This window comes from Pseudomonas sp. F007 (genome assembly GCF_057814275.1).
In genome coordinates this window covers 555,941-574,445 of record NZ_JBVATA010000004.1, presented here as the reverse complement: position 1 = coordinate 574,445, position 18,505 = coordinate 555,941, and the positions used below count along the sequence as shown (strand labels likewise).

At 63.0% G+C, this 18,505-nt stretch carries 17 protein-coding genes; 9 read left to right on the top strand and 8 right to left on the bottom strand.

Annotation, left to right across the window (positions count from 1 at the left end; translation table 11 throughout):
* The first annotated feature begins 458 nt into the window (after window positions 1-458).
* Entirely contained in the window at window positions 459-3,023 is a 2,565-nt protein-coding gene (locus ACZYR5_RS12915) for an EAL domain-containing protein (RefSeq protein WP_489089558.1), read from the top strand.
* Between the two features lie 6 nt (window positions 3,024-3,029).
* Here the strand turns inward: ACZYR5_RS12915 and ACZYR5_RS12910 are convergent, their stop codons facing one another.
* Window positions 3,030-3,599 (bottom strand): RrF2 family transcriptional regulator, encoded by a 570-nt coding sequence (locus tag ACZYR5_RS12910; protein ID WP_489089559.1) that lies wholly within the window; start codon window positions 3,597-3,599, stop codon window positions 3,030-3,032.
* Window positions 3,600-3,869: 270 nt separating this feature from the next.
* Here ACZYR5_RS12910 and ACZYR5_RS12905 point away from each other — a divergent pair, with 270 nt between their 5' ends.
* Complete coding sequence (locus ACZYR5_RS12905; protein ID WP_489089560.1) at window positions 3,870-5,072, top strand: NAD(P)/FAD-dependent oxidoreductase; 1,203 nt, start codon at window positions 3,870-3,872, stop codon at window positions 5,070-5,072.
* 26 nt (window positions 5,073-5,098) lie between these two features.
* Here ACZYR5_RS12905 and ACZYR5_RS12900 read toward each other — a convergent pair whose 3' ends face one another.
* Complete coding sequence (locus ACZYR5_RS12900) at window positions 5,099-6,037, bottom strand: class I SAM-dependent methyltransferase (protein ID WP_489089561.1); 939 nt, start codon at window positions 6,035-6,037, stop codon at window positions 5,099-5,101.
* A 110-nt stretch (window positions 6,038-6,147) separates the two neighbouring features.
* On the opposite strand from ACZYR5_RS12900, the gene ACZYR5_RS12895 reads away from it, so the two are divergent.
* A complete protein-coding gene (locus ACZYR5_RS12895; protein WP_489089562.1) occupies window positions 6,148-6,717 on the top strand; it encodes a YceI family protein in 570 nt (189 codons plus the stop codon).
* A gap of 46 nt (window positions 6,718-6,763) precedes the next feature.
* On the opposite strand, the gene ppnN is transcribed toward ACZYR5_RS12895, so the two are convergent.
* The 3 genes from ppnN to ACZYR5_RS12880 form a co-directional block, all read right to left on the bottom strand.
* A complete protein-coding gene (gene ppnN, locus ACZYR5_RS12890) occupies window positions 6,764-8,137 on the bottom strand; it encodes a nucleotide 5'-monophosphate nucleosidase PpnN (RefSeq protein ID WP_489089563.1) in 1,374 nt (457 codons plus the stop codon).
* Between the two features lie 123 nt (window positions 8,138-8,260).
* Window positions 8,261-8,662, bottom strand: a complete 402-nt coding sequence (locus ACZYR5_RS12885) for a hypothetical protein (protein ID WP_489089564.1) — start codon at window positions 8,660-8,662, stop codon at window positions 8,261-8,263.
* Window positions 8,663-8,716: 54 nt separating this feature from the next.
* Window positions 8,717-9,430 (bottom strand): murein L,D-transpeptidase catalytic domain family protein, encoded by a 714-nt coding sequence (locus ACZYR5_RS12880; RefSeq protein ID WP_489089565.1) that lies wholly within the window; start codon window positions 9,428-9,430, stop codon window positions 8,717-8,719.
* Window positions 9,431-9,575: 145 nt separating this feature from the next.
* Between ACZYR5_RS12880 and ACZYR5_RS12875 the strand changes: the two genes are divergently transcribed.
* On the top strand, window positions 9,576-11,147 hold the full coding sequence (locus ACZYR5_RS12875; RefSeq protein ID WP_489089566.1) for a L,D-transpeptidase family protein: 1,572 nt from the start codon (window positions 9,576-9,578) through the stop codon (window positions 11,145-11,147).
* A gap of 6 nt (window positions 11,148-11,153) precedes the next feature.
* Here ACZYR5_RS12875 and pcsA read toward each other — a convergent pair whose 3' ends face one another.
* Window positions 11,154-11,873, bottom strand: a complete 720-nt coding sequence (gene pcsA, locus ACZYR5_RS12870; RefSeq protein ID WP_489089567.1) for a phosphatidylcholine synthase — start codon at window positions 11,871-11,873, stop codon at window positions 11,154-11,156.
* 244 nt (window positions 11,874-12,117) lie between these two features.
* Between pcsA and ACZYR5_RS12865 the strand changes: the two genes are divergently transcribed.
* The 4 genes from ACZYR5_RS12865 (at window position 12,118) to ACZYR5_RS12850 (ending at window position 14,971) form a co-directional block, all read left to right on the top strand.
* Window positions 12,118-12,816 carry an AzlC family ABC transporter permease gene (locus ACZYR5_RS12865; protein ID WP_489089568.1) on the top strand — a complete coding sequence of 233 codons (699 nt, stop codon included), beginning with the start codon at window positions 12,118-12,120 and terminating at the stop codon, window positions 12,814-12,816.
* Window positions 12,816-13,127 (top strand): AzlD domain-containing protein, encoded by a 312-nt coding sequence (locus ACZYR5_RS12860; RefSeq protein WP_489089960.1) that lies wholly within the window; start codon window positions 12,816-12,818, stop codon window positions 13,125-13,127. Before ACZYR5_RS12865 ends, ACZYR5_RS12860 begins: the two co-directional genes overlap by 1 nt.
* Before the next feature lie 85 nt (window positions 13,128-13,212).
* Window positions 13,213-13,923, top strand: a complete 711-nt coding sequence (locus tag ACZYR5_RS12855; protein ID WP_489089569.1) for a tellurite resistance TerB family protein — start codon at window positions 13,213-13,215, stop codon at window positions 13,921-13,923.
* 262 nt (window positions 13,924-14,185) lie between these two features.
* Window positions 14,186-14,971 carry a sulfite exporter TauE/SafE family protein gene (locus ACZYR5_RS12850; protein ID WP_489089570.1) on the top strand — a complete coding sequence of 262 codons (786 nt, stop codon included), beginning with the start codon at window positions 14,186-14,188 and terminating at the stop codon, window positions 14,969-14,971.
* 43 nt (window positions 14,972-15,014) lie between these two features.
* Here ACZYR5_RS12850 and ACZYR5_RS12845 read toward each other — a convergent pair whose 3' ends face one another.
* Window positions 15,015-16,061: a class I SAM-dependent methyltransferase gene (locus tag ACZYR5_RS12845; protein ID WP_489089571.1), complete on the bottom strand. Its 1,047-nt coding sequence runs from the start codon at window positions 16,059-16,061 to the stop codon at window positions 15,015-15,017.
* A gap of 488 nt (window positions 16,062-16,549) precedes the next feature.
* On the opposite strand from ACZYR5_RS12845, the gene ACZYR5_RS12840 reads away from it, so the two are divergent.
* Entirely contained in the window at window positions 16,550-17,086 is a 537-nt protein-coding gene (locus tag ACZYR5_RS12840) for a DUF4174 domain-containing protein (protein WP_489089572.1), read from the top strand.
* Between the two features lie 233 nt (window positions 17,087-17,319).
* Here ACZYR5_RS12840 and ACZYR5_RS12835 read toward each other — a convergent pair whose 3' ends face one another.
* Window positions 17,320-18,501: an acetyl-CoA C-acetyltransferase gene (locus tag ACZYR5_RS12835; protein ID WP_489089573.1), complete on the bottom strand. Its 1,182-nt coding sequence runs from the start codon at window positions 18,499-18,501 to the stop codon at window positions 17,320-17,322.
* Window positions 18,502-18,505: the final 4 nt, after the last annotated feature.

Sequence of the window (18,505 nt, the reverse complement as noted above, 5' to 3'; positions counted from 1 at the left end):
GGTTCGCCGTTTTAAAAAAGAGCCTCAAAGCCCTTTGATGGGGAGAAAGTAGAGCCGTTGAGGCTCAAGATGCACGTAGAGCCAGCGGCGAGCTTGATTGGGGTTCAGAACACCCGCCGCTCACGCGTCTGCTGGAGCAAACAGGCAGGCGCGTGAATTCATCGTAGGAAGGTGGCTGGTCACACTCAAGTACCGCTAGTCGCATGCTGCAGGCGAGCTGACACCGGGTCGTGATCGCGCTCGTGCAAATTTTCATGGCGCCGGCACTTCGCGTCTATTCTCAGGTTGCAGGCAGCGGGCAACGCTGCAGTCAAAGTGCATAACAGTCGTTCATCGCTATCCTTCTGCTGCCTATAGCGTGACGTCGAGTGTGGGTCCTTCCGGTTCCGAGGGTTCTTTTGGCGCCTCACTCACGGCCAGGGAGGCTGGGCGGTGGTGGCAGTGGACAAGTGACAGCAATGGACACCAGAGCCGGACGAGCGGGGCGCATCACTGCGCAGGATTTTTGCGTGCAGACCCTGGAGCAGTGGGTCGATGCCGTGGTGCTGGTCGACGACCAGGGCCTGGTGCGCTTTTTCAACGCTGCCGCCGAACAGTTGTGGGGTTGCCCTCGACAGGCGGTGCTGGGTCGCCACGTCGATGCGCTACTACCCCAGGCCCTGAGCCGCCATGTCGACAGCGTCAGCCCGAGCGAGTGGGCGATTGTGCGCGACGACGGTGAGGAGCGCTGGGGCGCAATGTCGCTGTCGACCATCACCTTGCAGGGCACTGTGCTTTACGCGGCCTGTCTCAGGGACATTACCCACACCCGCCAGCAGGACCGCGAGCATCGCCTGCTGTCGAGGTCGATCAATGCCAGTTGTTCTGCCACCTGTATCGTCGATGCCCATGCACGCCTGGTGTATGTCAACGACGGGCTGGTGCAGTTGCTTGGCTACGCGCGCGAAGAGGTGCTGGGGCAATCGCCACTGATGTTTTTCGTCCGCGATGGCCAGCCCGGGGCCCAGGCACTGCCGGAGCTGGCACAGATGCTGGGTGACACGCCCCATGAAATCAGCGCGCTGATTTGCAAGCGCAACGGCCAGCGGCTGTGGGTGCATGTGTCCTCGACCCCGGTCTTCGACGACCAGGGTCAACTCGACAACAGTGTGATGGTGTTGACCGATATTACCCGCTCGAAACTGCACGAAGTGCTGCAGGACAAGGTGGTCGGTGCGCTGTTGAACGAGCAGTCCCTGGAAAATGTGCTGAGCCTGATGTGCCGGGAAATCGAGCGCATTGCCCCGGAAGTCATTGTGTCGATCCTCAGCGTCGATCCCAACGGCATCCTCCATCCGCTGGCCAGCCCCGGCTTGCCCGCCGCGTATTCGCAGGCCATCGAGGGCCTGTCGATCGGGCCGCTTGCCGGCTCCTGTGGCACCGCGGCCTATCGTGGCGAACCGGTGCTGGTCACTGACATCGAGCATGATCCGCTGTGGGCGGACTACCGGGCGTTGGCCGAGCAATCCGGCTTGCGCGCCTGCTGGTCGATCCCGGTGCGCAACAACGCTGGCCGGGTTGCCGCGACCTTTGCCCTGTACTTTCGCGAAAGCCGTGGCCCCGATCCCCTGCATGCGCACCTGGTCACGGCCGGTACGCACCTGTGCATGCTGGCGCTGGAGCGGGAACAGGCGCGCCAGGCGATTCGCAAGATGGCTTTCTACGACAGCCTGACCGGCTTGCCCAACCGCAGCTTTCTGCTCGGCAAGGCCCAGCGTGTGCTGTTCGACGTGGCGCAGGAGCAGGCCGAGTTGGCGGTGCTGTTCATCGACCTGGACCGCTTCAAACAGGTCAACGATGCCCTCGGCCATGGGGCCGGAGACGAGTTGTTGCAGGCCATGGCGCAGCGTCTGCGCAGCGTGATGCGCGAGGGTGATATTGCCGGGCGCCTGTCCGGTGACGAGTTCGTGCTGGTATTGCCCAGGCGCAATGCCACCGAGGTCACTCGCGAGCTTGAGCGCCTGCAACGGGTCCTGAGTTTCCCGGTCAGCATTGCCGGCACTTCGGTAGTGTTGTCGGCGAGCATCGGCATCAGCCTCTATCCCGCTGACGGCCAGGACATGGAAAGCCTGCTGCAATGCGCCGACATTGCGATGTTCCAGGCCAAGCGGGTCGAGCGCGGCAGTTGCCGTTTCTATCTGGAACAGATGAACCAGATCGCCCAGGAGCGCCTGGTCCTGGAAACGGCGCTGCGCATGGCGCTGGCCGGCGACGGCCTGGAGCTGGTGTATCAGCCGCAGATCAACCTGCACAGCGGGGCCCTTGCCGGTGTCGAGGCGCTGGCGCGCTGGGAGCATCCGAGCCTCGGGGTGATCTCGCCTGAGCGATTCATCCCGCTGGCCGAGGAGTGCGGGCTGATCAATGAACTGAGCCAATGGGTGCTGCAGACTGCCTGTGGGCAACTGGCCGCCTGGCGTCTGCAAGGCCTGGTCGTACCGTCCTTGTCGATCAATTTGTCGCCGCTCAATTTTCACAGCGTCAACCTCGCGACGCAGATCGCCCAGCAGTTGCAGCGCCATGAGCTGCGGGCCGCGGACCTGTGCATCGAGGTCACCGAAGGGGTGTTGCTGTCCAACAGTCCAGGTACCGAACACACCCTCGCGCAGTTGCATGAACTGGGCGTGCGCCTGGCCATCGATGACTTTGGCACCGGTTATTCCAGCCTTGGATACTTGCGCCATCTGCCCATCAGTGAGCTGAAACTGGACAAGAGTTTTGTCGATGACCTGGAGCGCGACGCGTCCTGCCGAGCCCTCAGCGAGTCGGTGATCGGCATCGGCCGGGGCTTGTCGTTGCTGGTGGTGGCCGAGGGCATCGAGCACGCGGGCCAGTGCGAGATTCTCAAGGCGCAAGGCTACGAAGTGGGGCAGGGCTATTTCTTTTCACTGCCGCTGTCGTGCACAGCGTTCATGCAGTGGTTGTTGGCGCATCAGCGCCAGCTCCAGGCTGCCGCTGCCGAGCCTGTGCAAGCGGCGCTGGACTAGCTGCTTCTAGTCGCTGATATCGGTCAGCGCGATGTGCTGCCCGTCGCCAGGCTGAGGGTTGGCGGCGCCTTTCTTCTCGCGGCGTTCGTTCATCCAGTGATTGACCTGCGCACCGAACTCGGCCGGTGCCTTGCGCCCGAAGCGCCGGGCCAGATCAAGAATGGTCTGCTGGGCGAGGGCTTCCTCCATGCGCTTCTGCGCGGTGAGCATCACCCCATGTACCGCACAGGTGCCTTCCAGCGCCCAGGCCGGTGGCGCTTCTTCGAACAGCGCACAGCGCCCGCGGATTTCCCGGCAATCGAAAATCAGTTTTTTACCGTCGATGGCGTTGACGATGTCCAGGATGCTGATTTCGTCGGCCGGGCGCGCCAGCTTGAAACCGCCGCGCACCCCTTCGGTCGCCATCACCAGTTTGGCCTTGGCCAGCTTGGTGAAGATTTTTGCCAGATAGTCCTGGGGCACGCCCTGCAACTCGGCGAGATCGCGCACGCTGGCCTCGCGACTATCCCCACCATCGCCCACCAGGAACAACAGGCAATGAATGCCATATTCCACGCCCGCACTGTAAAGGGACATCACCATCTCCGACTGAATGAGTCGTAAATTTTAGCGGGCGAGGGTGGGCTTATGCAATCAAGCGGATTGACTTCAACGTCAGACGGCAATCGCGGATTCTCCGTGAACCTCTGTCGTTCAAGGGTTAGAGCCTCTGCGGTGGATTGATCAAGGTTTTCGATGCGAATCATCGAGAAAGGTGACTATTCAAGATTAACTACGACTAATACAGTCGTAGTTATCGGGGCGACTCGAACCCCTTTATCCCTTGATTCACACCTGGAGCTCACAATGAAACAACACATCCTGGTTATCGGCGCTGGTTTTGGTGGGCTGTGGACGGCGCTCAGCGCTACCCGCCTGTTCGATCTGCATGGTCAGCGTGACGTTGCCGTCACCGTGCTGGCGCCCCAGGCCGAGTTGCGGGTTCGTCCGCGCTTCTACGAGCCCAACGCCCACCAATTGGCCGCGCCGCTGGGCGAGCTGTTCGATGCAGTGGGGGTAAACTTCATCAAGGGCGCCGCGCAGACCATCGACGTGGCGCAAAAGCAGGTGACCTACCGCGACGCCAGCGGCTCGCCGCAAACCTGCAACTACGACAAGCTGGTACTGGCGACCGGCAGTGGCCTGGCGCTGCCGAACACCCCGGGCGTCGCTGAGCATGCGTTTGATGTCGATCAGATCGAGCAGGCGGTGCGTCTGGAAAATCACCTGAAATCCCTGGCCGCGCGTCCCCAGAGCAAGGCGCGCAACACCGTGGTGGTGGCCGGTGGCGGTTTCACCGGGATCGAGACCGCCACGGAAATGCCGGCGCGGTTGCGGTCGATTTTCGGCGAGCAGGCCGATATTGAAGTGGTCATCGTTGATCGCGGCGACAAGGTTGGCGGCTCCATGGGCGCGGAAATCGCCCGCTCGATTGCCGAGGCCAGCGAAGAGCTGGGGGTGCGCTGGCAGTTGAGTTCGTCGGTGGTGGCCGTCGATGAGCAGGGCGTGACCCTGGCCGATGGTCAGCGTATCGAAGCCAGCACCGTGGTCTGGACCACCGGGGTGCGCGCCAGCTCGTTGACCGAGCAGATTCCTGCTGAACGCGATCACCTGGGCCGCCTGCACGTTGACGCGCACCTGCAAGTGCTCGGCCAGCCCGATATCTTCGCCACCGGCGACGTGGCGTATGCCGCCAGCGATGAGATCGGCAACCACGCGCTGATGACCTGCCAGCACGCCATCTCCCTCGGCCGCCACGCCGGCAACAATGTCGCGGCGCAGATGCTCGGGGTCGCGCCGATGCCCTACAGTCAGCCCAAGTACGTGACCTGCCTGGACCTCGGTGCCTGGGGCGCGGTCTACACCGAAGGCTGGGATCGCCAGGTCAAGCTGGTGCGCGAGGAGGGCAAGGCGCTGAAAACCCAGATCAACACCCAGTGGATCTACCCGCCGGCGGCCAACCGTGAAGCGGCCTGGGCAGCAGCGGATCCGCTGATTCCGGTTGCTTGAGGCTGATCACCCGCGAGTAAGCGTGCTTACTCGCTGGCGAACACCAGGGCCTTGAGCCCGCTTTGCGCATCGATGTCGGGAAACTCTGGTGGATTGTCCAGGCGCTCGACAAAACGCAGGCTCGGCGCTTCGCGGGTAACGCCCTCGATCAGGAAGTCCGGGCCGAACGCCGGGTCGTTCATGCAGGCCAGTACCGTGCCTTGGGGCGTGAGCAATTCCGGCAGGCGGCGCAGCACGCGCTGGTAGTCCTTGGTCAGCAGGAAACTGCCTTTCTGGAACGACGGCGGATCGATGATCACCAGGTCGTAGGGCCCGCTGTTGATCACCTTGCCCCAGGACTTGAACAGGTCATGGCCGAGAAAGCTGACCTTGCTCAGGTCGTGGCCATTGAGGCGATGGTTGTCACGCCCGCGACTCAAGGCTGCACGGGACATGTCGAGATTGACCACCTTTTCCGCGCCGCCCTCGATGGCGGCCACCGAGAACCCGCAGGTGTAGGCGAACAGGTTCAACACCCGTTTGCCCCGGGCGTTGTCGCGCACCCAGTTGCGGCCATAACGCATGTCGAGAAACAGCCCGGCGTTCTGTTTCTTGCCCAGGTCGATGAGGTAGCGCAGACCACCCTCGGTCAGCGTCCAGTCCTCGACTTCCTCGCCCAACAGCCACTCGGTGGTGCTTTGCGGCAGGTAACGGTGTTGCAGCAACAGGCTGTGGGCGCCGCTGGCCTGCCATTCGGCGGACTGGCTGATCTCGATGAGTCGCTGCTGCAGGGCCTGCAACTGTTCGGGTTCCGGCTCCTTGAACACCGCCACCAGCACAATGCCTTGCAACCAATCGACCGTCAGTTGCTCCAGCCCCGGCCAGCAGCGGCCGCGTCCGTGGAACAGGCGACGGGTTTCAGTGGGGGGCGTTGCCAGCGCGGTCAACAGGTGAGCGTGCAGGGTGGCGAGGGCATCAGGGGTCATCAAGCGGGGCCGGTCATTCAAGGGGGCGCGAGTTTAGCATTTGCGCAACAGCCGGTGCCGAACAACACTCAAGCTTCATCCCCGTCATCGGTCGCCGGCCGGAGCCTGTCATGAATCTGCGAAACCCCGTCATGCCCTTGCTGGTCGCCGTGTTGGCCCTTGGCAATTTGAGCGATGCCCATGGGGCTCAATACAAATTGGTCAATCCAGCCGCGAGCAAGATCGACTTCACCTACAACCAGATGGGTTCGCGGGTGTATGGCACGTTCGGCGAGTTCAAGGCCAGGCTCGATTTCGACAGCGCCAACGTCGCGGCGGCCCACACCGAGATCACCATCGAACTGGACAGCGTCGACGCCGGCAGCCAGGACGCCACCGATGAGTTGAAAACCGCGGCCTGGTTCAACACCGAGACCTTTCCCCAGGCGCGATTCGAGTCGAGCAAGATCACCGCGTTGGGCGATGAGCGTTATCACGTGGAGGGGCGCCTGACGTTGAAAGGCGTGACGCGCGACATCGAAGCCGAGATGAGCCTGAAGGCCGAGAGCGGCATTGGCGTGTTCAATGGCCAACTGGTGCTCAAGCGCGGCGACTTCAAGATTGGTGACGGCGCGTGGGCCGATGGCATGGTGTCGAACGAGATCAATATTCACTTTCGGGTGGTCGCACCCGAGCAGTGATGGAGGCTCGGGTCCGAGTGGACCCGAGCGGTTTCAGCGTTGAGCGCTAGCTGATGACCCGGTAGCACGGCACGTAGGCCGCGCCGCCTGGCAGCTTCATGCGGTGCTGGGCGACAAACGCCTGCAGCAGTTTGTCCAGCGGTTGCAGGATCGCCGCATCGCCGTGGATCTCGTACGGGCCGTGTTCCTCGATCAGGCGAATGCCCTTGTCCTTGACGTTGCCGGCGACAATCCCGGAAAACGCCCGGCGCAGGTTGGACGCCAGTTCGTGGGCCGGCATGTCGCGGCGCAGTTGCAGGCTGGCCATGTTTTCGTGGGTCGGATCGAATGGACGCTGGAAACCCTCGTCGATTTTCAGCAGCCAGTTGAAGTGGAACGCGTCGTTGCGCTCGCGGCGGAACTGCTTGACCGCCTTGAGCCCGGCGACCATCTGCCGGGCCACCTGAGCCGGGTCGTCGATGATGATCTCGTAGTGTTTCTGCGCTTCCTCGCCCAATGTCGCACCGATGAAGGTGTGCAATTGCTGCAGGTAGGGCTCGGCACTGCGCGGGCCGGTCAACACCACCGGGAACGGCAGGTCGCGGTTGTCCGGGTGCATGAGGATCCCCAACAGATAGAGGAACTCTTCGGCAGTACCGGCGCCGCCCGGGAAGATGATGATGCCGTGCCCGACCCGGACGAAGGCTTCCAGGCGCTTCTCGATGTCCGGCAGGATCACCAGCTCGTTGACGATCGGGTTGGGTGCCTCGGCGGCAATGATCCCCGGCTCCGTCAGGCCCAGGTAGCGGCCGTTGGTGATGCGCTGCTTGGCGTGGGAAATGGTCGCGCCCTTCATCGGGCCTTTCATCACGCCAGGGCCGCAACCGGTGCAGACATCGAGACTGCGCAGGCCCAGTTCGTGGCCGACTTTCTTGGTGTACTGGTATTCCTCGGAGCTGATCGAGTGACCGCCCCAGCAGACCACGATCTTCGGTTCGACGCCCGGGCGCAGGGTGCGTGCGTTGCGCAGCAAGTGGAACACGTAGTCGCTGATGCCCTGGGAGTTGCTCAGGTCGATGCGCTGGCTGTCCAGCTCGTTCTCGGTGTAGACGATGTCGCGCAGGGCGCTGAACAGCATCTCGCGGGTACTGGCGATCATTTCACCGTCGACGAAGGCGTCGGCCGGAGCGTTCAGCAGTTCCAGGCGTACGCCGCGGTCCTGCTGGTGAATGCGGATTTCGAAGTCGCGGTAGGCTTCGAGGATGGTCTTGGCGTTGTCGACGTGGGCGCCGGTATTGAGGATGGCCAGGGCGCACTGGCGAAAAAGCGAGTAGATGCTGCCTGAACCTGCGGCGCTCAGCTGTTGGACTTCGCGTTGGGACAGTGTTTCCAGGCTGCCTTTCGGGCTCACCGATGCATTGATTACTTGTCTTGCTGTCATTCTAAATTCCCTGAGAACGATGATCGCGAGCCCGCCGGGCTCAATAACATCAGGATAGTCAGCGCCGAAGCGATCGTGCTGCGCCATCTTCCAGACGCACGGGGGTGAATGCAAATCTGCGCGTCATGCGTCGCGCAGCAAGTCGTGGGCGTTGAGCAGCTCGTAGGCGATTTGCGGATGGTTTTCCAGGCCTCGGCGAATCGCTGCGGGAATCGCCTGGCGGGTCTTGCGGCACAGTCCCGGCTGGTCCAGCAGGCGGATGCCGATGCCGCGCATGCTCTTCACTTCGTGGAAGCTGGGGGTGATTTCCACGCCTATGCCCAACTGTTCGCGCATGCGCTGTTGCAGGTGCTCGAGGTCGCCCAGGCTCTTGAGGTTTTCCAGGCGCTCGAGCAGGCGCTTTTCCTCCTGGCGAGTCAGGTAGAGGATGCGCGGGTCGGCGCCGGGCAGATCGAGCAACGACTCGCGTCCGCAATCACAGGCGCCGGGGGGGCAGGGTTGGCGAATCGGCAAGGAAGCAGTCATGCCCTTGAGCATAGCCAGCGCGGGGCGCTTTTGCTTGCCTTGCCCGGCGAATGCCTAGCCTTTGTTGGCGTTGAGGATGCTGGCCACCTGGCGCGGCTGGCAGTTGAGGTAGGCCGAGGATTTCAGCCAGCGCTGGTCCGGGTACCAGGAAAACATGAACTGGCCGTCCTTGAGCTTGTCGATCACCTGGCGCGCCACTTGTGGACGCACTGCCGGGCAACCCTGGCTGCGACCAATGCGGCCCTGGCGTTCGCTCCACAACGGATTCACGTAGTCTGCGGCATGGATCACGATCGCCCGGTCCCGCGCCAGATCGTTGAAACCGGGTTCCAGGCCGTCCATGCGCAACGAATAGCCGTGGGCACCCTGGTAGCTTTCCTGGGTGCGGAACAGGCCCAGGCTCGACTGGTAGCTGCCCACGCGGTTGGAGAATTGGGTGGCGAAGTTCTCCCCGGACATCTGCCCGTGGGCCACCAGGTCGCGCAGCACCAGGGACTTTTTACGCAGGTCGAAGATCCACAGGCGGCGTGCAGTTGAAGGCTGCGAGTAATCGATGACGGCCAGGTGTTCGGCGCGCTGGGCACCGCCGTTGACCGCACATTGCATGGCGCTCAGGGCGCTTTTTAGTGCTTGGGGATTGAGTTCCGGGGCTGCGTGGGCGAGGCTGTTGTATAACGCCTGGTTGCTGGTGCTGGCGGCGAATGCTGGAGCGCTGAGGGCGCCCAGAGTGGTCAGGGCCAGGCAAAGCCGGCGCAAAAGGGTAAGCATGCGTAGAGAGTCCTCAATACTATCGTTGGCTCCCGACTTCCTGTCGCCCCCCGGCCACCCCGATATGGGCTAGCCTGAAGGCTTGCCGCCGCGGGTGCAGGGGTCGACCGTCAAATCGTGACGGCCATGGATTGGAGTAAAGCAGTTGTTCAAAAAGCACGCATATTACTTGAGCCTTTATCTGCTCGCAGTGCCATTGGTCGCGACTGCCCAGAATGAGCTGGCTGACCACGCCAGCCCTTTGGCATTGGCGGCCAGCCAGGTGCAGGTCGATTGCCCGGGCCTCAAGCTGCGTCCGGATGCCTCGGCGCAGACTCTCCTGCAGGCGTTCTACCAGCAGCAAGACAATCTCCCGGTGTGGACCGACGAAGCGCGGGTCAAGGCATTGCTCGGGCAGTTCCAGTTGCTGGTGGATGACGGTCTCGATCCCGAGCGCTACCGCTTGCCGCCAGCCGATCCGGTGGGCGGTCCGCTGTGCAGCGACATCGGCATCAGCCTGCGTTACCTGCAGGCGCTGCGTGAATTGCGCTACGGCCGCCTGCAGCAAAGCCGCTTCGAACCGCTGTGGCATGCGCAACCACCGGCGCTGGATCGCAATGCCGAGCTGCTGGCGATTGCCGGTCCGGGCCTGCATGACCTGGCGGCCGCCTTCGAAGCCGCGCGACCGCACCTGGAGCAATACCGCAGCCTGCGCCAGGTGTATGCCGGGCAGCGCCTGCAACAGTTGCCGCACTGGCCGTTGCTGCCGGACGGCCCGCTGTTGCGCCCGGGCATGCAGGACGCGCGGGTTCCCGGCCTGGCCCAGCGCCTGTTCAATGAAGGTTACCTGACGAAGCTGCCGGCCAAGGTCGGCACCGAGTACAACCCGCAACTGGCCAGCGCGGTGAAAAGCTTCCAGCTCGACCATTCCCTGCAAGCCGATGGCGTGATCGGCGCCGGCACCCTGGCCGAGCTGAACATCAGCCCGGCGCTGCGTCGCGAGCAACTGCGGATCAACCTCGAGCGCTTCCGTTGGATGGCCCCGGACATGGAGCCCGACGGCCTGCTGGTGAACGTCGCCGCGGCGCAGTTGACGGTGCTGCAGGGCGGTGTGCCGGTGTGGCAGACGCGCACCCAGGTCGGCCGTGCCGAGCGGCAAACGCCGCTGCTCAAGTCCCACGTCACACGCCTGACCCTGAACCCGACCTGGACCATACCGCCGACCATCATGCGCGAAGACAAGCTGCCGCAGATTCGCCGTGACCAGTCCTACCTCAGCCGGGGCGACCTGCAGGTGCTGGACCGCAACGGCAATCCGCTGTCGGCCGACGAGGTCGATTGGGACAACCCGGGCAACATCCTCCTGCGCCAGAGCGCCGGGCCGCGCAATCCGCTGGGGCAGATGGCGGTGCGGTTTCCCAACCCGTTCTCGGTGTACCTGCACGATACGCCCAGCCAGGCGCTGTTCCAGAAAGGCCCACGGGCGTTCAGTTCAGGTTGTGTGCGGGTCGAGCATGCCTTGCAACTGCGCGACATGCTGGTGAGTCCCGCCGAGCGGGTGCGCACCGACGAGCTGTTGGCCACCGGTCGCACCCATGAATTCCGCTTGTCGGCACCGGTGCCGATCCTGCTCGGTTACTGGACAGTGCAGGCCGACAGCCATGGCCGGCTGCTGTATGCCCCGGACATCTACAGTCGCGACCCGGTGCTGCTCAATGCGCTGGGCATCACTTTGTAGGTGCGATCAGCGGCGCTGGTGATCGAACGCGTCGGCGAGGGTGCGCCAGATGCAGATGCCGAGGAAATAGGCCGACATCGCCAGCCACAGCCCCATCACCCAGGGATTGAGACCCGGATGGCCGAGCACCAGTGACAGGCTGCACAGCAGCCAGATGGCGGTCACGGCGATGTTGATCGGCATGAAGCGACGCACGCGGAACGGGTGGAGGAATTTCATCCGGGTCACCGTCAACAAGGCCAGGGCGATGATGCTCAGCAGGGTGATCCAGGCGGACGGGGCGATGATGTACAGGCTCAGGGCGACCACGTTCCAGGCGGCGGGAAAGCCGACGAAGTAATTGTCCTTGCTCTTCATGTTGACGTTGCAGAAGCAGTACAGCGACGACACCAGGATCACCGACGTCATCAGCAGCGGGGTGTAGGCGGGCAGGTCGATATAGCGATAGATGAACAGCGCCGGGATGAACACGTAGGTCAGGTAATCGATCACCAGGTCCAGCACCGAGCCGTCGAACTGCGGCAGCACCGTCGACACATTGACCTTGCGCGCCAGCGAGCCATCCACGCCATCGACGATCAGCGCCACCCCCAGCCACAACAGGCAGGCCTTGGGCTGGTTGTCGAACAACGCCAGGGTGGCGAGGAACGCGGTGACCACGCCGGTCGCGGTGAAACCATGGGCACCCCAGGCTTTGAGCGTGGCCATGTGTCGAGTCGAGATCAAGGGCGTTCTCCAGCAAATGAAACGGACCAGCAACGACCGCTAACCCGAGGTGGGTTGAACGTATCGACCGGAAGCTGCACGAGAAGGTTCACCGGTCGAGGTCTGCGGCGACCTCGCTGCTCCAGTAAAAATAGTTCATCTGCCGAGGGACCGCCGCTTCGCCGCCCAAGTGCGCAAGATCGTACAAGACTGCCAGCGAGCGGGCTGGCACATTCAGCAGCCCTTTTTCCTGTTGTAGAGCACCATGTCCGAGATTCTTTTACCGCGCAGTGCTTTCCTGCGCGGTGCTGCGGCGGTAATGCCGCTATCCCTGGCGACGGCGCCGTGGGGCCTGCTGGCCGGTTCCATGGCGATCGAAGCCAACCTGACCCCGCTTCAGGGCCAGGGCCTGTCCAGTATCGTCTTCGCCGGCGCGGCGCAATTGGTGGCGATCGGCATGCTCAAGGGCGGCGCGGGGATTTTCTCGATCCTGCTGACCACCTTGCTCCTGACCTCACAACACCTGCTGTACGGCATGAGCATGCGCCCGGTGGTTTCACCGTTGCCGGGGCGCTGGCGGGTTGGCCTGGGCTTTTTGCTCACCGACGAACTGTTCGCCCTGACCAGCCAGTTCGACCGCCAGCAGTTCAATCGCTGGTATGCCCTGGGGGTCGGGCTGACGTTCTACGTGGCGTGGAACCTGTTCACCCTGGCCGGCATCGTCCTCGGCAGCAGCATCCCCGGGCTTGAGCACCTGGGGCTGGACTTCTCGATTGCCGCGACCTTTATCGCCCTGATCACCCCGGTGGTGCGCAATATCCCGACGGTGGTGTGTGTCGCGGTCTCGTTGTTTTTCTCGGTGCTGTTCCATTACTGGCAGCTCGGCTCGGGACTGGTCCTGGCCGGCTTGCTGGGGATGACTGCCGGTTTTATCTGCAACAAGTTTTCCGGAGAGCGCACATGATGGTCTGGGCAGTGATTGTCGGCATGGGCTTGCTGGTGTTTCTCAACCGCTACGTGTTTCTCGAGCCGCGCCTGCCGGTGCGCCTGAGCAGTAATGCGCGGCAGTTTCTCGGCTTCGCCGTACCGGGCATGCTGACTGCGATCTGCGGGCCGATCGTGTTCATGCCCGACCAGCAATTGAACCTGCAGTGGGACAACCCGTACCTGCTCAGTTCACTGGTGGCCATCGGCCTGGTGCTCTATACCCGCAGCACGTTGATCAGCATGTTGCTGAGCATGGCGTTCTTCTTTCTGTTGCGTTGGTGGCTGTAGGGCGTCAGCCCAACGGTCATGGCGCAATTACTCGGCGGGGCTATCGTTGCCTGACTGAATAACGGCTACCGAGGAGGATGTCGTCATGAACACCAGTGATCTGCTGGAACAATTGCTGCGCGCCGGCCAGGGTTCGGCGACGCAACAGGGGGCAGGGCAAGGCGGCCTCGGTGACCTGGGCGGTCTGCTTGGTGGCTTGCTGGGCGGTGGCGCAGGCAGCGGCGGTGCCGGTGGCCTCGGAGGTTTGCTCGGTGGGTTGGGTGGGATGTTGGGCGGAGCGGGCGCGGGCGGAACGACGCAGCAGGGGCGCTCCAGCGGTACCAATTACGCGGCGCTTGCCTCGCTGGGGATGATGGCGTTCCAGGCGTACCAGGCCTGGCAGCGCAACCAGGCCTCTGCCCCGCAACAGACACCGCAGACCGTCGACCAGTTGCTTGCCGGTCCCGAAATCGAAGCCCACAGCCATGCAGTGCTGCGTGCACTGATCGCCGCCGCCAAGGCCGATGGGCGCATCGATGATCAGGAAAGACAGATGATCAGCACTGAGATCGGCCGTCACACTGATGACCCCGGTTTGCAGCAGTGGCTCGACGATGAGGTCGCCAAGCCGCTGGATCCGAATGAAGTGGCCCAGTCCGCCACCGACCCGGCAATCGCTGCGGAAATGTACCTGGCCAGCGTGATGCTGGTGGACGATCAGCAGGACGCCGAGCGCGCTTACCTCGATGAGTTGGCCGCTGCGCTGAATCTCGATCCGCAGTTGCAGCTACATTTGGAGCAACAAGCTAAAGGCTGAACAGGTTGTTGTAGGAGCGAGCCTGCTCGCGAAAAACGTCAACGATAACGCGTACATTCTGAATGAACGCGGCGGCCTGAAGTTTTTCGCGAGCAGGCTCGCTCCTACTAGGTCCCCATGCGCCTGATTGAACAGCAATAAGCCAGGGGTGACTGCACGATCAGTTATAAAGTCAGATCACATTGGTATAAGTGGTTATAAGAAATGTCGCTATCCTGCCTGCCAGTTTTTGCTCGTCACGCTGGCTCTGTAAGGTATGGCAATGGAATTCGGTAATTTGGGTTTTGTGGTTGCAGGCTTGGTTGTCGGATTCATTGTTGGCATGACCGGGATTGGCGGCGGTTCGTTGATGACGCCGATCCTGCTGTGGTTCGGCATCAACCCGGCCACGGCGGTCGGTACCGATTTGCTGTACGCGGCGATCACCAAATCCGGTGGGGTGCTGGTTCACCAGAAGAACCGCAACATCGACTGGAAAATCACCGGTTGGCTGACCGCGGGCAGTGTGCCGGCGGTGGCCGTGACCCTGCTGTTTCTCAAGTACATCGATAACGATGCCCAGGCCACCAATGCGATCATCAAGCAGGCCCTGGGTTTTGTCTTGCTGCTTACCGCGCTGGCGATTCTGTTCAAGAAACAACTGCTGGCGTTTGCCAGTAAACACGCCGGCGATCATTACCACCTGAGCGACCGCAAGCTCAATTCGCTGACCGTGGCCACCGGTGCGCTGCTCGGGGTGATGGTGGCATTGACCTCGATTGGCGCCGGCGCCCTGGGCACCGTGGCGCTGTTCCTGCTCTATCCGTTCCTGGCCACCAAGCGTCTTGTCGGCACCGAGATTGCCCACGCCGTCCCCTTGACCCTGGTGGCAGGCCTCGGCCACGCCAGCATGGGCAACATGGACTGGCACCTGCTGGGCTTCCTGCTGATGGGCTCGCTGCCCGGCATCTACATCGGCAGCCACCTGACCGGCAAAGTCTCCGATGGCGTGCTGCGGCCTTGCCTGGCGGCGATGCTGCTGTTCATCGGCTACAAGCTGGCATTCTGATTTGCCGCTCGGGCCGGACAGCATCCGGCCCCACATTTGGCATCTATTTGCGCGCCTCCAGAATCAGGTTGAACGGAGTTTCGGCAGCACGCCGGAAATGCCCGAAGCCGGCCTCGCTGAACACCTCGCGCAAACGCGCTTCTCCCGCCTGCGCACCGAGCCCCAGCCCCACCTCTTGTGACAGCGAATTGGGTGTGCAGATGAAGGTCGAGGCGGCATAGAACAGGCGCCCGACTGGCGTGCCGTTCTGTTCCAGTTGGTCGTTGGCGAAAGGCTCGACCAACAGCACCGTGCCATCCGGCTTGAGGGATTGATAGGCGTGCCGGGCGGCACCTACCGGGTCGCCCATGTCGTGCAGGCAGTCGAAATAACACACCAGATCGTAGTCATTGCCCGGGTAGTTTTTCGCGCTGCCCTCGAAGAACTGCGCACGCTCGGCCACGCCACCTTCTACGGCGCGCTGGTTGGCGGTGCTGATGGAGGGGGCGTGGTAGTCGAAGCCGACGAAGGTCGAGGCCGGGAAGGCCTGGGCCATGACCACGGTCGACGCGCCATGACCGCAGCCGATATCCGCGACCTTGGCCCCGGCCTGCAGTTTCTCGACCACGCCGTCCAGCGCCGGCAGCCACTCGGCCACCAGGTGTGCGCGGTAGCCGGGCCGGAAGAAGCGTTCGGTGCCGCTGAACATGCAGTGATGGTGGTCGCCCCAGGCCAGCGCGCCATTGCCGCGCATCGCCGCGACCAGTTTGTCCTTGTCGTGGTACAGCGCGGCAATCACTCCGGCACCGCCGGCGACGTACACCGGTGACTCTTCGATGGCCAGCGCCATGGCCTGCTCCTCGGGCAAACGAAACAGCCCATCGCTGTGCTCCATGTAGCCCGAGGCGGCATGGGCGCTGAGCCATTCGCGCAGCAGCCGGGCATTGCAGCCGGTCTTGGCGGCCAGCGCCTCGGGGGTGATCGGCTGGCTGTCGGCCATGGCCCGGTACAGGCCCAGTTCTTCGCCGACAATCACGTTGGCGAGCATCGCTGCGCCGCCCATGTCGGTCACCAGCTTGCCCATGAAGTCCTGCAGTTTGCCTTCGTGCATAGCCGCGCCTCCTGGAAGGGCCAGCGCGGGGCGGTGCGGCCGCTCGGGCGGTGGTCGGGTGGATGATCGGAGCGATCGGGCAGGAACGCGCCGCACGCGAATGCCCGGGCATAAACCATGTCCGGGCGGTTTGGACGCGAAGTCGTCGTCCTGCAGGTATGTCGCTGTGGGGCAGGGCCCCACAGGACGCTTACGAAGTGGCCATTGGTTCCAGCGTCGTGAGCGTGGTAATGGGCAGGCACGCTACTGACGGACGCGGATTTGGCTACGTCCCCCTACTGGGAACTCTGTGAGTGTAGTTCCCATTTCAAGCCTGTGCATGGCCGTTGGTCTGCGCTAGACGGCGGGGTATTTCAAGGCGCGGGCCAGTGGCGAATCAGTCCTGCTGACCTAAGCTTGGCAACATGGTGATTGAAATTTCCGACAACAAAACTGGATCTTTCGCCTTGATGCGCAATCATAAGCGTCGATATCACAAGGAGATGCGCATGCTCATTCGGTCACTGACCCTCGCTACTCTGCTCGCTGTCGTTGGTCCCGTATTGGCCGCCGACAGTGACTCGCCATTGGCCCAGGAACGCGGCAAGACTCGCCCACTTATTGTCATCGCGCCCAGCAGTGCCGACCCGACATTGGTCAATCTGAAAAAGTCCCTGGATGAGCCGGACAACAAAAAAGCGGTCCAGGAACGCAACATCGTGTTGTTCACCGTGGTCGGGTTGACGGGGCAGCGCGATGGCAAGGACATGGGCACGCAAGACACCATGGCGCTGATTCGTGAGCTGAAGCTGGGGGCGAGCAAGGACACCAACGTAGTGCTGGTGGGCAAGGACGGAGAGAAGAAACCCTTGCTTGACGGTCCAATCGTAGCGAAGACGATATTCGACACCGTCGACCAGTTGCCGGCTGCCGAAAAAGAAGTCGCCCCACCTGCGCCGCCTGTAGCCGAAACACCGCCGGCCAAGGGCGCCAAGGCCACCAAGCCAGCCAAACCGGCGAAGCCGCCACAGCCGCTGGATGATTGATGGCCCTGGACACAGCACCTGTAGGAGCGAGCCTGCTCGCGATGTGGTAAGCACATTCAGCATCGCTGTTGACTGATACACCGCCATCGCGAGCAAGCTCGCTCCTACAGAAAACCGCCCTGACGCGATTCAGACAAAAAAACACCCGGCGCAACCAAAGTCGCGCCGGGTGGGGTGTCAGTCAGCGCGCGGATATCGTGGGTCCGTTCGCTGACCTTGATGCTCAGGTGTATTCAGGCCCGTTCGATGGCCAGGGCCACGCCCTGACCGCCACCGATGCACAGGGTGGCCAGGCCTTTTTTCGCGTCACGCTTGATCATCTCGTGCAGCAACGACACCAGCACCCGGCAACCCGAGGCGCCGATGGGGTGGCCGAGGGCGATGGCGCCGCCGTTGACGTTGACCTTGCTCGCGTCCCATTTCAGCTCTTTGCCCACCGCCAGTGACTGCGCGGCGAAAGCCTCGTTGGCTTCGATCAGGTCCAGTTGCTCCAGGCTCCAGCCCGCTTTATCCAGGCAGCGACGGGTCGCCGACACCGGGCCGATGCCCATGATCGCCGGGTCGACGCCGGCATTGGCGTAGGCAGCGATTTTCGCCAGTACCGGCAGGCCGAGTTGCTGGGCTTTTTCGGCACTCATCAGCAGCACGGCCGCTGCTCCGTCGTTGAGCGAAGAAGCGTTGCCAGCGGTGACGCTGCCGTCTTTCTTGAATGCCGGCTTGAGTTTGGCCAGGGACGCCGCCGTGGTTTCGCCGCGGGGTTGTTCATCCACGGCGAAGGTCAGCGGATCGCCCTTGCGCTGGGGAATCAGGATCGGCGTGATCTCATCGGCAAAGCGCCCGGCCTCGATCGCGGCTGCGGCTTTCTGTTGAGAGGCGGCGGCGAACGCATCCTGGTCTTCACGGCTCAGGTTGTACTTGTCCACCAGGTTCTCGGCGGTGATGCCCATGTGGTAGTCGTTGAACGCGTCCCACAGGCCGTCGGTGATCATGCTGTCGATCATCTTTGCATGGCCCATGCGCAGGCCGGTGCGGGCGGCCGGCAACACGTACGGGGCCAGGCTCATGTTTTCCATGCCACCGGCGATGATCACCTCGGCGTCGCCGCAGCGAATCGCCTGGGCGCCCAGGTGCAGGGCCTTGAGGCCCGAGCCGCAGACCTTGTTCAGGGTCATGGCCGGCACGGCGTGGGGCAGGCCGGCGAGGATCGCCGCCTGGCGCGCGGGGTTCTGCCCCGAACCGGCGGTCAGCACCTGGCCGAGCAGCACCTCATCCACTTGTGCCGGGTCCAGACCGGTCTGGGCCAGCAATTGGCGAATCACCGCGGCACCGAGTTCCGGCGCCGGGATGTTCGCCAGCGAACCCTGGAAGCTGCCAATGGCGGTACGGGTTGCGGCGACAATCACGACTTCTTGCATCGAA

What these genes read in the sequence shown, in the direction of transcription:
- ACZYR5_RS12850 (WP_489089570.1), top strand. Translation starts at nt 14,186, where the DNA reads ATGGAATTCGGTAATTTGGGTTTTGTGGTTGCAGGCTTGGTTGTCGGA.
- ACZYR5_RS12905 (WP_489089560.1), top strand. Translation starts at nt 3,870, where the DNA reads ATGAAACAACACATCCTGGTTATCGGCGCTGGTTTTGGTGGGCTGTGG.
- ACZYR5_RS12855 (WP_489089569.1), top strand. Translation starts at nt 13,213, where the DNA reads ATGAACACCAGTGATCTGCTGGAACAATTGCTGCGCGCCGGCCAGGGT.
- ACZYR5_RS12835 (WP_489089573.1), bottom strand. Translation starts at nt 18,501, where the DNA reads ATGCAAGAAGTCGTGATTGTCGCCGCAACCCGTACCGCCATTGGCAGC.
- ACZYR5_RS12910 (WP_489089559.1), bottom strand. Translation starts at nt 3,599, where the DNA reads ATGTCCCTTTACAGTGCGGGCGTGGAATATGGCATTCATTGCCTGTTG.
- ACZYR5_RS12900 (WP_489089561.1), bottom strand. Translation starts at nt 6,037, where the DNA reads ATGACCCCTGATGCCCTCGCCACCCTGCACGCTCACCTGTTGACCGCG.
- ACZYR5_RS12860 (WP_489089960.1), top strand. Translation starts at nt 12,816, where the DNA reads ATGGTCTGGGCAGTGATTGTCGGCATGGGCTTGCTGGTGTTTCTCAAC.
- ACZYR5_RS12845 (WP_489089571.1), bottom strand. Translation starts at nt 16,061, where the DNA reads ATGCACGAAGGCAAACTGCAGGACTTCATGGGCAAGCTGGTGACCGAC.
- ACZYR5_RS12885 (WP_489089564.1), bottom strand. Translation starts at nt 8,662, where the DNA reads ATGACTGCTTCCTTGCCGATTCGCCAACCCTGCCCCCCCGGCGCCTGT.
- ACZYR5_RS12915 (WP_489089558.1), top strand. Translation starts at nt 459, where the DNA reads ATGGACACCAGAGCCGGACGAGCGGGGCGCATCACTGCGCAGGATTTT.
- ACZYR5_RS12865 (WP_489089568.1), top strand. Translation starts at nt 12,118, where the DNA reads ATGTCCGAGATTCTTTTACCGCGCAGTGCTTTCCTGCGCGGTGCTGCG.
- ACZYR5_RS12840 (WP_489089572.1), top strand. Translation starts at nt 16,550, where the DNA reads ATGCTCATTCGGTCACTGACCCTCGCTACTCTGCTCGCTGTCGTTGGT.
- ppnN (WP_489089563.1), bottom strand. Translation starts at nt 8,137, where the DNA reads ATGACAGCAAGACAAGTAATCAATGCATCGGTGAGCCCGAAAGGCAGC.
- ACZYR5_RS12880 (WP_489089565.1), bottom strand. Translation starts at nt 9,430, where the DNA reads ATGCTTACCCTTTTGCGCCGGCTTTGCCTGGCCCTGACCACTCTGGGC.
- ACZYR5_RS12895 (WP_489089562.1), top strand. Translation starts at nt 6,148, where the DNA reads ATGAATCTGCGAAACCCCGTCATGCCCTTGCTGGTCGCCGTGTTGGCC.